Source organism: Ramlibacter sp. 2FC, assembly GCF_005503345.1.
Taxonomy (GTDB): Bacteria; Pseudomonadota; Gammaproteobacteria; order Burkholderiales; family Burkholderiaceae_C; genus SCMQ01.
Genome location: NZ_SCMM01000083.1, coordinates 1 through 11848 on the forward strand (window position 1 = coordinate 1; position 11848 = coordinate 11848).

The following is an 11848-nucleotide window of genomic DNA, read 5'->3' on the forward strand; positions in this document are numbered from 1 at the left end:
GGGCAGGCCGAACGGGGGGCTGGCGGGCAGGGCGCTCACGGCAGGTACTTCTCCATCTCGGTCTGCAGTGCCACGAACTGGTCGTGGTAGCGGTCGATGATGGCGGCCGCCAGCTGGTCGGCCGTACGTTCGTCGTAGGTGTGGGACGAGATATTGCGGCTCTGGATCATGGCCATCCATGCTTCGCCGTCGGTGATGAGTTGAACCTTGAAGGCTTCGCGGGTCGCATCCTTGGAGCCGCGGATGTTCTGGTTGCCCTGATCTTGCAGGTAGTCCTTGAGCACGTTCCAGGCCAGCTCATGCGTGAATTCAAAGGCCTGGATGATGCCTTGCTGTTCAAGGCGCGAGAGGGGGCGTTGCTGGCTCAGCTCCACTGCGTTTTGGAGTTGGCGCAGCGCGCGTTTGTAATTGGCAAAGCGCTGCTGCCAGCGCACGTCGGGCTCCGTCATCACTCGATCCTTGGCAAATTCCTTGCCCGATTGTCGCTTGAAGTGGCTGGCCGCCTCATGCCCGATTGCGCGGCATACGCCACCGGCGCCCCGCATCGGAGAGCAGCCGCGGGCTGGCCGCACCCTCAGTTGATCTCCACCCACCCCGAATCCGGATGCTCCTCGCCCTCGACCAGACGGTGCTTGAGCGCGTAGACCAGCAGGTCGATGCGGTTGATCAGGCCGAGCTTGTGGTAGACGCTGCTGAGGTGGTTGTGCACCGTGTGCTCGCTGATGCCCAGGCGCTGGGCGATGGTCATGTATTTGTCGGAGGGGTTGGCTGCGATGGCGCGGATCAGCTCGCGCTCGCGCAGCGTCAGGCGGGCCAGTTTCGACTGCTCCGGGTGGTTCACGACATGGGCATGTTCGCGCGTCGCCAGGTTGGACAGCCCGCCGGTCCAGGCGCGGTCCAGCCCCACGCTGCGGTCGCGCACCTTGATGATGGCGCGGGTGATGGAGCCGGTCGGGTCTTCCGTGAGCACGACGCCGCGCGCGCCGGCCTCTATGGCCTTGGCCACCGGAACATCGTCGTACAAGCCCTTGAGCACCAGCAGCTTGGCGTCGCCCTGGCGTGCAAGTCCGGCAATGACCTCCAACGGATCCAGCGCGTCGGGGAAGAAGCTGAACAGGATGACGTCGGGATGAAGGCGATCCGCCAGATCCAGGGCCCTGGCGTAGCGGTCGGCGTTCCCCGCGACCTCCATCCTGGGTTTCTTGGCATTGATCAGGTCGTTCAAACCCTTGAGCACGACGGGACGCGAGTCGACCAGCAAGACGCGTATCGGCGTTGCAGTTTCGGACATTGCATTTCTCCCTACCAGACATTTCAGTAGGCCGCGCGTTACATTTTTGCGGTTTCAGTTACATATATAGACGCATTTCTATGCGTTTACTAGGATGGATTTGTAAACCTTTGACTTACATCAAGTTTCAAGGAGGCTGGACGGTCGGGTTCTCGCGGCCGTCATGCCGAAGTTGCTGATAATTGTGCTAACTTTCTTGAAGTTGCGTCGATTTGCTGCGTTTGCTTGCATTTTCCTCTGGTGGTGTTGCGCCCCCAGGGCTCACATTGCCTGTAACAAAATAGCCCGGTAATCCTCAGCGCTGGCGACACGCGGATTGGTCTTGTGACAATGGTCAGCCAGGGCGCCGGCGATCACGGCGTCGAACTGGGTGGCCGTCACACCCACTTCGGCCAAGCCCCTGGGCAGGCCGAGCCGGGCATTCATGTCGCGGATCGCCTCGGGAATGTCTCCGCCTGAGCGCAGGCCCATGGCCCGCGCCATGCGGTCCAGGCGCCTTTCTCGCTGCACCGATTCGGCCTGGGCGTTGAAGCGGATCACGGCGGGCAGGAACAGGGCGTTGAGCGTGCCGTGGTGCAGGCGCGGGTCTATGCCGCCCAGGCTGTGGCTCAGGGAGTGCACGCAGCCCAGGCCCTTCTGGAAGGCCAGGGCGCCCTGCATGGAGGCGCTCATGAGGTTCAGGCGGGCCTCGCGGTCGGCGCCGTTGCGGGTCGCGCGCTCGATGTGGGCCCAGCCCCGCTCCAGGCCGTCGAGCGCGATGCCGTCGGCCGGCGGGTTGAAGGCCGGCGCCATGAAGGTTTCCATGCAATGGGCGATGGCGTCCATGCCGGTGGCGGCGGTGAGCCTGGGCGGCAGGCCCAGGGTGAGCTCGGGGTCGCAGATCGCTGCCTTGGGCACCAGGTGCCAGGAGTGAAAGCCGAGCTTGCGGTGGTCGTCGACGATGAGGATGGCGCCGCGCGCCACCTCGCTGCCGGTGCCGCTGGTGGTGGGCACGGCGATCAGCGGCGCCACGCGCTCGCTGATGCGCGCCGAGCCGCCCTCGATGGTGGCGTAGGTCTTCAGCGGGCCCTCGTGCGTGGCGGCGATGGCCACGCCCTTGGCGCAGTCGATGGCGCTGCCGCCGCCGATGGCGATCAGGCCGTCGCAGCCCTGGGCCCGGTACAGGGCCGCGGCCGCGCGCACGGCGGCCTCGGTCGGGTTGGAGGGGGTCTGGTCGAACACGGCCACCGGCAGCCCTTCCAGCGGCTGGAGCGCCTTGTCCAGCACACCTGCCGCCCTGACCCCGGCATCGGTCACGACCAGGGGGTGGCGGATGCCTACGCGCTCGCATTCGGCGGGCAGCAGCCGCACGGCGCCGAACTCGAACTGGATCTGTGTCACGTAGTTGATGAAGGCCATGGCAACGCCCTTGTACGATGGGAGGCTCACTTTACGCCGATCCACCTTTCCCGATGAGTCACCTTCGCAACCCGCGCGCGCTGCTGACGCCGGCCATGCGCCATGTGCTGGACCGCATGGCGCGTGCCGGCCGCCCGCCGCTGCATGCGCTGACGCCGCAGCAGGCGCGCGATTTCTACGCGGCCGGGGCCGACATTCTCGAGCCGCGCCCGCTGGCCCTGGCGCGGGTGGAGGACTTCACACTCACCGCCCGTGACGGCCATCCGCTGCCCGCGCGCCTGTACGCGCCGTCGGACGAGGTGCTGCCGGTGCTGGTCTACTTCCATGGCGGCGGCTTCACGATAGGCAGCATCAACACGCACGACGTGCTGTGCCGCGAGCTGAGCCGGCACGGCCACTGCGCCGTGATCTCGGTGGACTACCGGCTTGCGCCCGAGCACCGCTTCCCGGTGGCGGTGCACGACGCCTGGGACGCGCTGCAGGCCGTGGCAGCCCGGGCAGGTGCGCTGGGCCTGGACGGGGCGCGGCTGGCCGTGGGCGGCGACAGCGCGGGCGGCACGCTGGCCGGGGTCTGCGCCCTGCAGGCGCGCGACGCCGGCCTGCCCCTGGCCCTGCAGCTGCTGATCTACCCGGGCTGCGCCGCGCACGCCGACACGCCCTCGCACCGGACCTTCGCCCAGGGCTTCCTGCTCGAGGACACGCATATCCGCTGGTTCTTCGACCATTACATAGCTGCCGAGGTGCGCGAGGACTGGCGCTTCGCCCCGCTCAACGCGCCCGATGCCGAGGGCGTGGCGCCGGCCTGGATAGGCCTGGCCGAATGCGACCCGCTGGTCGACGAAGGCTTGCTTTACGCCGACAAGCTGCGCGCGGCCGCCGTGCCGGTCGGTCTGGAGATCTACCGCGGCGTGACCCACGAGTTCATCAAGATGGGGCGCGTCATCCCCGAAGCCCTGCAGGCCCATGCCGACGCCGGCCGGGCCCTGCGCCACGCCTTCCAAACCGAGCAAACATGAAACGCCAAGACTTCCGCTTCTTCCACCGCCTGCGCGTGCGCTGGGCCGAGGTGGACATGCAAAAGATCGTCTTCAACGCGCATTACCTGATGTACTTCGACACGGCGATTTCCGACTACTGGCGCGCCCTGGCCCTGCCGTACGAGGAGACCTTGCGGCGGCTCGGAGGCGACCTCTATGTGAAGAAGGCCACGCTGGAGTACCACGCCTCGGCCCAGCTCGACGACCAGATCGACATTGCCCTGCGCTGCGCGCGCATAGGCAACTCGTCCATGCAATTCGTCGGGGCCATCTTCCGCGGCGACCAGCTGCTGATCACGGGCGAGCTGGTCTACGTGTTCGCCGACCCCGCGACGCAGACCTCGCGCCCGGTGCCGGCGCTGCTGCGCGAGACGCTGGAGGGCTACGAGGCCGGCCAGCCGGTACTCGCCCTGCGCAGCGGCGACTGGGCCACGCTGGGCGCCGACGCCGCGCAGGTGCGCCACGAGGTCTTCATCCGCGAGCAGGGCATTCCGCAGGACATGGAGTGGGACGAGGCCGACGCCACGGCCCTGCACGCCGTGGCCTACAACCGCATGGGCCAGCCGCTGGCCACCGGGCGCTTGCTGCAGCCCGCGCCCGGTGTGGGCCAGATCGGGCGCATGGCCGTGCACCGCGCCCTGCGCGGCGCCCGGCTGGGCCGCGAGATCCTGCTGGCCCTGCTGGCGGCCGCGCGCGAGCGCGGCGACCGCGAGGTGCTGCTGCACGCCCAGCGCAGCGCCGAGGGCTTCTACCGGCGCCTGGGCTTCGTGCCGCGCGGCGAGCCCTTCGACGAGGTCGGCATTCCCCACATCGAGATGGTGCTGCCGCTGGCCGACGCCCCGCGTTGAGGGGCGTCAGATGTCGTCGCGCAGAGAGTAGGGCAGGGGCAGCAGGCTCAGCGCCGGCCCGTCGGCCGCGCCCAGGCGCAGCGCGCCCGTTTCGGCGGCGCTGATCTGCAGCGAGACGATGGCGTCAAAACCGCCCGCGGGCGCGGCGGCCGCCTGGGCCACCAGGCCGCAGGGCTGGCCGGGGTCGGCCGCGGCGAAGATCTCCTGGCCGGCGGCCATGCTCGCCTCGGCATGCGCCAGGTAGGCGCGGCGCTTGAGCGTGCCGCGGAACTGGCTGCGCGCCACCACCTCCTGGCCGGGGTAGCAGCCCTTCTTGAAGTTCACGCCGTCGACCGACTCGTAGTTGAGCATCTGCGGAACGAAGGCTTCGAAGATGGGCTGGCTGATCCAGGCGATGCCGCTGCGCACCTCGCTCCATGCCCACAGCCCGGCAGCCAGGGCGGCGCCCTCGGGCGCGGCTTCGCCGGCCGGGGCCAGCCAGAGCGCGCGCGGCTGCCCGCCCGCCGGGTAGAGCACCACCACGGTGGCGGTACCGCGATCGGTCTTGGACCAGGGCGCGGAGCCCGGCCCGGCCAGGGCCGCGGCCGGCTCGCCGACCAGGCCGAACAGCTGGAACTCGGCCGTCGCGTCGCTGAGCCTGGCCTTGGCGCGCAGCACGAACATCGTGAGCCGCTTGAGCGTGGCGGGCAGGACGTCGCGGCTGCAAACCAGCAGCACCTGGTCGGGGCCGCGCCTGAAGCCGACGAAGCTGGCCTGCATGCGTCCCTTGGCCGAGCAGAAGGCCGCCAGGCGCGCCTCGGAGGGGCCCAGCAGCGCGAAGTCCTGCGTCAGCTGGCCATGCAGGAAGCGCGCGGCGTCCTCGCCCTCGACCTTGATCACGCCCAGATGGGGCAGGGGGGCCACGCCGTTGAGGGCGGCGGGCGCATTGTCCATGCTTGCAGTCGATGTCATGGGCTGAATTATCATCGGCCCTCGTTTTAGGGTCTGCGAACAGGATATAGGAAGGTCGGTAAGGCTGTGCGTCGATGGTTGTGGCTGGGAGTGTGGTGCGTGGCCTTGTTGGGCGCGGGCGCGGCCTGGTGGCTGAACCGCCCGCTGGCGCTGGCCGCCGACCCGGTGGAGCTGTCGATCGAGCCCGGCACCACGCCGCGCGGCGTGGCCCAGGCCGCGGTCGAGGCCGGCGTGCAGCTGCCGCCCGAACTGCTGTTCTGGTGGTTCCGCCTCTCGGGCCAGGCGCGCCTGATCCGCGCCGGTAACTACGAGCTGCCGCGCGGCACCACGCCGTGGACACTGCTGCGCAAGCTGGTGCGCGGCGAGGAAAGCCTGCGCAGCGTGACCCTGGTGGAAGGCTGGAACTTCCGCCAGCTGCGCGAGGCCCTGGCCAAGGCCGAGCAATTGCGGCCCGACACCCAGGGCCTGAGCGGCGAGGAGATCATGCGCCAGCTCGGACGCGCGGCCACGCCGCCCGAGGGCCGCTTCTTCCCCGACACCTATACCTACGCCAAGGGTGCCAGCGACCTGGCCGTGCTGCGCCGCGCCCTGCACGCCATGGACCGGCAACTGCAGGCGGCCTGGGCCCGGCGCGCCGCCGACAGTCCCTTGAAAACGCCGGACCAGGCCCTGATCCTGGCCAGCCTGGTCGAGAAGGAGACCGGCCAGCCGGCCGACCGCCCCATGATCGCCGGCGTGTTCGCCAACCGCCTGCGGCAGGGCATGCTGCTGCAGACCGACCCCAGCGTGATCTATGGCCTGGGCGCGGCCTTCGACGGCAACCTGCGCAAGCGCGACCTGCTGGCCGACACGCCCTGGAACACCTACACGCGCGCCGGCCTGCCGCCCACGCCTATCGCCATGCCGGGCAAGGCCGCGCTGCTGGCGGCGGTGCAGCCGGCCTCCACCCGGGCCCTGTACTTCGTGGCGCGCGGCAACGGCCACAGCGAGTTCAGCGCCACGCTGGAGGAGCACAACCGGGCCGTGAACCGCTTCCAGCGTGGACAATGAGACCATGAGCGCTTCGCACACCGGTTTTTTCATCAGCTTCGAAGGCATAGACGGGGCCGGCAAGTCCACCCACATCGAGGGCCTGGCCGCGGCCCTGCGCGCCGGCGGCCGCACGGTCGCGCTGACCCGCGAGCCCGGCGGCACGCCGCTGGCCGAACGGCTGCGCGAGTTGGTGCTGCACCAGCCCATGGACGCGCTGACCGAGGCGCTGCTGATCTTCGCCGCGCGGCGCGACCATCTGCGCCAGGTGATAGAGCCGGCCCTGGCCCGTGGCGAGGTCGTGCTGTGCGACCGCTTCACCGATGCCAGCTTCGCCTACCAGGGCGGCGGCCGCGGCTTCGACCTGGCCGTGCTGCAAACGCTGGAGCAATGGGTGCAGCGCCTGGGCGATGCACCCGGCGCCGCGCTGCGCCAGCCCGACCTGACGATCTGGTTCGACCTGCCGCCTGCCATCGCGGCCGAGCGCCTGGCCGACGCGCGCCAGCCCGACCGCTTCGAGGCCCAGCCGGTGGCGTTCTTCGAGCGGGTGCGCGAAGGCTATGCGCGCCGCATGGCCGAGGCGCCCGGGCGCTTCGTGCGCATCGACGCGGCCCGGCCGCGCGATGCGGTCTGGGCGCAGCTGCGGGCCGCGGTGCTGCCGGGTGGGAAAAGCGCATGAGCGCCAGCGCCGCTCCCCTGGCCCCCTGGCTGGCCGAGCAGGCCCGCCGACTGCTCGCGCAGCGCGGCCACGCCTGGCTGCTGCAGGGGCCTTCCGGCCTGGGGCAGTACGAGCTGGCCCTGGCCCTGGTGCGGGCCTGGCTTTGCGATCGGCCGTTGGAGGAGGGTGCCTGCGGCGCCTGCGGCAGCTGCCACGCCATCGATGTGCGCGCGCACGCCGACCTCTGCGTGCTGATGCCCGAGACGGCGATGCTGGCCCTGGACTGGCCGCTGTCAGAGAAGGCCCAGGCCGAGATCGACGACAAGAAGCGCAAGCCCAGCAAGGAGATCCGCGTCGACGCCATGCGCGACGCGGTCGAGTTCGCCCAGCGCACCAGCGCGCGCGGGCGCGGCAAGGCGGTGCTGGTCTACCCGGCCGAGCGCATGAACACCGTGACGGCCAATGCCCTGCTCAAGACCCTGGAGGAGCCCGCGGGCGACGTCAAGTTCGTGCTGGCCAGCGAGGCGGCCCACCAGCTGCTGCCCACCATCCGCAGCCGCTGCCTGGGGCACGCCCTGGCCTGGCCCACCACGGAGGCGGCGCTCGCCTGGCTGCAGGCGCAGGGGCTGCCCGCTTCCGACGCGCCGGCGCTGCTGCGCGCCGCGGGCGGGCGCCCGGCCGATGCCCTGCAGCTCGCGCAATCGGGTTGCACGCCCGCCATCTGGTCGCGCCTGCCGCGCGCCCTGGCGCGCGGCGAGGCTGCGGCGCTGGCCGAACTGACGCCGGCCCAGGCGGTGGACATGCTGCAAAAGCTCTGCCACGACCTGATGGCGCGCCAGGCCGGGGCCGCCACGCGCTACTTCGAGTTGGCCGACCTGCCGGCCAGCAAGGCTGCGCCGGGCGCCTTGGCGCAGTGGTTCAAGCAGCTGGCCCAGAGCGCGCGCACCGTCGAGCACCCCTTCCAGGCCGGCCTGATGCTGGAGGCGCTGGCGAGCCAGGCGGGCGAGGTGCTGGGAGGCGTGGCCCAGTGAGTGCCAGGCCCTTGAGCGGATTTGTCACGCTACACTCGGCAGCCTGATACCGTGTCCATGAGCCAGACCCCACCCATCGCGCCGCGCCCCAGCGTCATCCAGCTCGCCATCAAGGAGAAGGCCGCGCTGTACGCGGCCTACATCCCCCTGTTCGCCGAAGGGGGGATCTTCATCCCCACCACGCGCGACTACCGGCTGGGCGACGATGTCTACGTATTGCTCAGCCTGCCCGAGGACCCGCAACGCTACCCGGTGGCGGGCAAGGTGGCCTGGATCACGCCGGCGCGCGCCGTGGGGGGCCGCACGCAGGGCGTGGGTGTGCGCTTTCCCTCCGATGAAAAGTCCCGGCTGCTCAAGATCAAGATCGAGGAGCTGCTGGGCGCCCACCTGACCTCGGACCGGCCCACACAGACGATTTGACGCCCGAGCGGGCCCTGCGACTTTGCTGACGCTGCCGGCCCCCAGGTCGGCATGATTTTTTTGGATGCCATGTTCACCGATTCCCATTGCCACCTGACCTTCCCCGAGCTGGCGGAGCAGCTGCCCGCGATCCGCGAGGCCATGGCCCAGGCCCAGGTCAGCCGCGCGCTGTGCATCTGCACGACCATGGAAGAATTTCCCGAGGTCCACGCCCTGGCCCTGCGCTACGACAACTTCTGGGCCACGGTCGGCGTGCATCCGGACAACGAGGGCGTGACCGAGCCCAGCCAGGCCGACCTGGTGGCGCGCGCCGCCTTGCCGCGCGTGGTGGCCATTGGCGAGACCGGCCTGGACTACTACCAGATGGACGAACGCAAGGGCGGCCGGGCGGTGGCCGACCTGGAGTGGCAGCGCCGGCGTTTTCGCACCCACATCCGCGCCGCGCGCGAGGCGCGCCTGCCGCTGGTCATCCATACGCGCAGCGCCTCGGACGACACCCTGGCCATCCTGAAAGAGGAGGGCGAGGACGGCGGCAGCCAGGCGGCCGGTGGCGTGTTCCACTGCTTCACCGAGACCCGTGAGGTGGCGCGCGCGGCGCTGGACCTGGGCTACTACATCTCGTTCTCCGGCATCCTGACCTTCAAGAGCGCCCAGGACCTGCGCGAGGTGGCGCGCCTGGTGCCCGCCGACCGCCTGCTGATCGAGACCGACAGCCCCTACCTCGCCCCCGTGCCCTACCGCGGCAAGACCAACAACCCCTCCTACGTGCCCTTCGTGGCCCGGCAGTTGGCTGAGCTGCGCCAATGCCCGGTGGAGCAGATTGCCCAGCATACCAGCGCCAATTTCGAGCGCCTGTTCACGCGCGTTCAATCGTGATGAATCAGATGAAGAAAATTTTCTATCTATTTGTCATTATTGGACTTTCCGTCGCTCACGCGGGTTCCTATGAGGACTTTTTCAAGGCCGTGCAGCAGGACGATGCGCGCACCGTCCAGTCCTTGCTGCAACGCGGCTTCGACCCCAATACCCGCGACCCCAAGGGCCTGCACGGCCTGTACCTCGCGGTGCGCGAGCCCTCGCCCAAGGTGGCGCGCACGCTGATCGACTGGCCCAAGACCGACGTCGAGGCGCGCAGCGCCCAGGACGAAAGCCCGCTCATGATGGCCGCGCTCAAGGGCCAGCTCGAACTGGCCCGCCTGCTGATCGCCCGTGGCGCGGATGTGAACAAGCCCGGCTGGGCGCCGCTGCATTACGCGGCCACCCATGGCCACCTCGAGCTCATGCAGCTGCTGCTGGACGAGCATGCCTACATCGACGCCGAGTCGCCCAACGGCAGCACGCCCCTGATGATGGCCGCGCATTACGGCACGCCGCAGGCGGTGCAGCTGCTGCTGGACGCCGGCGCCGACCCATTGCTGAAAAACCGGCTGGGCCTGAGCGCGATCGATTTCGCCTTCCGTGGCAACCGCAAGGACGTGGCCGATCTGATCGCGGCTGCGGTGCGCGCACGCCAGCCGCGCGGCAGCTGGTGAGGCGGTCCGGCATGCGCTGAGTCAGGCCACTGGCCCCTGCAACCCCAGACATGTGGCAAGCGGGGCCACCGTCTCGGCCCTCATGACGGATCCTGGCGCCGCCACGCCCGCAAGCGACAGCGCCAGCCGCAACGCATAGCGCAGGCCGTCGGCCCAGGCCTGGGCATCGACCGCCCGCCCCAGGCAGTCGGCCGCACTGACGCTCAAGGCCTCCAGCAGGGCGGTCGCGCTGTAGGGGCGGTGCAGCGCCGAACAGAGCAGGGACCAGGGCGGGGGAGAAAGCAGCACGCCCGAGCTCAGCAGCAGCCCACCCGGCAACCAAGCCTGGGCGATGCCGACGATCTTGCGTTCGCCGACCACCACTTCGCCGGGCGCGCGCTCCGCGAAGCAGGCCCAATGCTGGGTCTTGCGTCCGAGGTAGACCGCGGCGCCGGCGATGCCCTGCGCCTGCAGCCAGCGGCGGTGCACCTCGCCGAACCAGCCGGCGGCGGCTGAGGGCCCGCCCTGGAGGAGCCCATGCGCGCGCGGCAGCAGGACCACGGTGCGCAACAGCCAGGGGCCCGACAAGATGGCACTGCCGGCGCTTGCGCGCACACGCGCCGGCGCGGCGGGCTCGGACCAGAGTTCGCGCTGGGCGTCGCCGAGGACGACCGCGGGCAGACTGCCCACGCGGGTGCGAACCAGCGGCATCCTGGCCCGGCCGTGCCCATGCCCGCCAAGCGGGGCCTTAAACGCAAAGTCACTGCCATGGCTCATGGTTGTGAACCTCCTGGACGTCGACGAGGAAAGGCGAGGGGCGCTGCTGCCGCAGCCGGCCCAGCGGCCGACTCGCCCTATATGCTGGGCCTAATGTAGCGCAGGCGGACGGGGCCAATGTGACCTATCGCAACCCGGGGCGTAACAGGATGCATGGTGCGCCCAGACGCGCCAGAATGACTTGGCCCGTACGGATGGCCGGCGGCGGGCTTCATCGGTTTTCCGGCCCATGAGGAGCCCCCATGTACCAGCGAATTCTTGTTCCCCTGGATGGCAGCGACACGGCCGAATCGGGCCTGCAGGAGGCCATCGGTCTGGCGGCCCAGCTCAAGGCCCGGCTTGTGCTGCTGCACATCGTGGACGATTTCGCCATGCTGGTCGAAATGTCCGCCGTGGCGAACTACCAGGACATGCTCAAGGGCCTGAGGCATTACGGCCTGGAAGTGCTCAACAAGGGAAAGCACGCCGCCGAGAACAAGGGCGTGCATTGCGAGACCGTGCTGCGCGAAGTCGCCCAGGAGCGTGTGGCCGATGTCATCGTGGCCCAGGCCAAGCAGCACCACTGTGAACTGGTCGTCATGGGCACGCACGGGCGCCGCGGCTTCAGCCGCATGGCCCTGGGCAGCAACGCCGAGCTGGTCGCCAGGACCAGCCCCGTGCCGGTCTTGCTGATTCGCCGGGAAGAGCCGGCCAAGCCCTGAGGATGAAGGACCGGGCAGCCGTGCCAGGGCTGTCCGGATTCCTGAGGCTGTCGCACTTTGTTGATTCTCGCGCATTTTACTTTACACAATTTGCATTACAGACCCCAGGCGGTGGGCGAGGGGGGTAGTGCCCTGAGCCTGCGCGGGCTCTTGGTACGCTGCTACCGAAACGGTAGCAATCAGCAGTGCAGTTTTT

General features: G+C 69.6%; 14 protein-coding genes. 9 read left to right on the forward strand and 5 right to left on the reverse strand.

Features of this window, described 5'->3' with window-relative positions:
- Positions 1-35 precede the first annotated feature (35 nt).
- The 3 genes from FFS10_RS21495 to gbd form a co-directional block, all read right to left on the reverse strand.
- Positions 36-449: a nucleotidyltransferase substrate binding protein gene (locus FFS10_RS21495; RefSeq protein ID WP_137896641.1), complete on the reverse strand. Its 414-nt coding sequence runs from the start codon at positions 447-449 to the stop codon at positions 36-38.
- 125 nt (positions 450-574) lie between these two features.
- Positions 575-1291, reverse strand: coding sequence for a LuxR C-terminal-related transcriptional regulator (locus FFS10_RS21500; protein WP_137896642.1), 717 nt, complete (start codon positions 1289-1291; stop codon positions 575-577).
- A 261-nt stretch (positions 1292-1552) separates the two neighbouring features.
- Positions 1553-2689 (reverse strand): 4-hydroxybutyrate dehydrogenase, encoded by a 1137-nt coding sequence (gene gbd, locus FFS10_RS21505; RefSeq protein ID WP_137896653.1) that lies wholly within the window; start codon positions 2687-2689, stop codon positions 1553-1555.
- A 53-nt stretch (positions 2690-2742) separates the two neighbouring features.
- Here gbd and FFS10_RS21510 point away from each other — a divergent pair, with 53 nt between their 5' ends.
- Positions 2743-3705, forward strand: a complete 963-nt coding sequence (locus FFS10_RS21510; RefSeq protein ID WP_137896643.1) for an alpha/beta hydrolase — start codon at positions 2743-2745, stop codon at positions 3703-3705.
- On the forward strand, positions 3702-4574 hold the full coding sequence (locus FFS10_RS21515; protein WP_137896644.1) for a YbgC/FadM family acyl-CoA thioesterase: 873 nt from the start codon (positions 3702-3704) through the stop codon (positions 4572-4574). Before FFS10_RS21510 ends, FFS10_RS21515 begins: the two co-directional genes overlap by 4 nt.
- 6 nt (positions 4575-4580) lie before the next feature.
- On the opposite strand, the gene ygfZ is transcribed toward FFS10_RS21515, so the two are convergent.
- A complete protein-coding gene (ygfZ, locus tag FFS10_RS21520; protein WP_249931382.1) occupies positions 4581-5525 on the reverse strand; it encodes a CAF17-like 4Fe-4S cluster assembly/insertion protein YgfZ in 945 nt (314 codons plus the stop codon).
- Positions 5526-5591: 66 nt separating this feature from the next.
- Between ygfZ and mltG the strand changes: the two genes are divergently transcribed.
- From mltG to FFS10_RS21550, 6 genes are all read left to right on the forward strand, one after another.
- Positions 5592-6575: an endolytic transglycosylase MltG gene (gene mltG / locus FFS10_RS21525; protein ID WP_137896645.1), complete on the forward strand. Its 984-nt coding sequence runs from the start codon at positions 5592-5594 to the stop codon at positions 6573-6575.
- A gap of 4 nt (positions 6576-6579) precedes the next feature.
- Positions 6580-7233, forward strand: coding sequence for a dTMP kinase (gene tmk, locus FFS10_RS21530; RefSeq protein ID WP_137896646.1), 654 nt, complete (start codon positions 6580-6582; stop codon positions 7231-7233).
- Positions 7230-8243 (forward strand): DNA polymerase III delta subunit-related protein, encoded by a 1014-nt coding sequence (locus FFS10_RS21535; protein ID WP_137896647.1) that lies wholly within the window; start codon positions 7230-7232, stop codon positions 8241-8243. The genes tmk and FFS10_RS21535 overlap by 4 nt, the downstream gene beginning before the upstream one ends.
- A gap of 57 nt (positions 8244-8300) precedes the next feature.
- Positions 8301-8663 carry a PilZ domain-containing protein gene (locus FFS10_RS21540; RefSeq protein ID WP_137896648.1) on the forward strand — a complete coding sequence of 121 codons (363 nt, stop codon included), beginning with the start codon at positions 8301-8303 and terminating at the stop codon, positions 8661-8663.
- A 69-nt stretch (positions 8664-8732) separates the two neighbouring features.
- Positions 8733-9539, forward strand: coding sequence for a TatD family hydrolase (locus FFS10_RS21545; RefSeq protein ID WP_137896649.1), 807 nt, complete (start codon positions 8733-8735; stop codon positions 9537-9539).
- Entirely contained in the window at positions 9539-10195 is a 657-nt protein-coding gene (locus FFS10_RS21550; RefSeq protein ID WP_137896650.1) for an ankyrin repeat domain-containing protein, read from the forward strand. Before FFS10_RS21545 ends, FFS10_RS21550 begins: the two co-directional genes overlap by 1 nt.
- Positions 10196-10216: 21 nt before the next feature.
- Here the strand turns inward: FFS10_RS21550 and FFS10_RS21555 are convergent, their stop codons facing one another.
- Positions 10217-10885, reverse strand: a complete 669-nt coding sequence (locus FFS10_RS21555) for a lipoate--protein ligase family protein (protein ID WP_137916528.1) — start codon at positions 10883-10885, stop codon at positions 10217-10219.
- A gap of 308 nt (positions 10886-11193) precedes the next feature.
- Here FFS10_RS21555 and FFS10_RS21560 point away from each other — a divergent pair, with 308 nt between their 5' ends.
- Positions 11194-11652 (forward strand): universal stress protein, encoded by a 459-nt coding sequence (locus tag FFS10_RS21560; RefSeq protein WP_137896652.1) that lies wholly within the window; start codon positions 11194-11196, stop codon positions 11650-11652.
- The last annotated feature ends 196 nt before the right edge of the window (positions 11653-11848 follow it).

Excerpts from the sequence above, each read along its gene's own strand:
- FFS10_RS21560 (WP_137896652.1), top strand. The coding sequence starts at position 11,194 with ATGTACCAGCGAATTCTTGTTCCCCTGGATGGCAGCGACACGGCCGAA.
- FFS10_RS21500 (WP_137896642.1), bottom strand. The coding sequence starts at position 1,291 with ATGTCCGAAACTGCAACGCCGATACGCGTCTTGCTGGTCGACTCGCGT.
- FFS10_RS21510 (WP_137896643.1), top strand. The coding sequence starts at position 2,743 with ATGAGTCACCTTCGCAACCCGCGCGCGCTGCTGACGCCGGCCATGCGC.
- FFS10_RS21515 (WP_137896644.1), top strand. The coding sequence starts at position 3,702 with ATGAAACGCCAAGACTTCCGCTTCTTCCACCGCCTGCGCGTGCGCTGG.
- FFS10_RS21550 (WP_137896650.1), top strand. The coding sequence starts at position 9,539 with ATGAATCAGATGAAGAAAATTTTCTATCTATTTGTCATTATTGGACTT.
- tmk (WP_137896646.1), top strand. The coding sequence starts at position 6,580 with ATGAGCGCTTCGCACACCGGTTTTTTCATCAGCTTCGAAGGCATAGAC.
- ygfZ (WP_249931382.1), bottom strand. The coding sequence starts at position 5,525 with ATGACATCGACTGCAAGCATGGACAATGCGCCCGCCGCCCTCAACGGC.
- FFS10_RS21535 (WP_137896647.1), top strand. The coding sequence starts at position 7,230 with ATGAGCGCCAGCGCCGCTCCCCTGGCCCCCTGGCTGGCCGAGCAGGCC.
- FFS10_RS21555 (WP_137916528.1), bottom strand. The coding sequence starts at position 10,885 with ATGCCGCTGGTTCGCACCCGCGTGGGCAGTCTGCCCGCGGTCGTCCTC.
- FFS10_RS21495 (WP_137896641.1), bottom strand. The coding sequence starts at position 449 with ATGACGGAGCCCGACGTGCGCTGGCAGCAGCGCTTTGCCAATTACAAA.
- gbd (WP_137896653.1), bottom strand. The coding sequence starts at position 2,689 with ATGGCCTTCATCAACTACGTGACACAGATCCAGTTCGAGTTCGGCGCC.
- FFS10_RS21540 (WP_137896648.1), top strand. The coding sequence starts at position 8,301 with ATGAGCCAGACCCCACCCATCGCGCCGCGCCCCAGCGTCATCCAGCTC.
- FFS10_RS21545 (WP_137896649.1), top strand. The coding sequence starts at position 8,733 with ATGTTCACCGATTCCCATTGCCACCTGACCTTCCCCGAGCTGGCGGAG.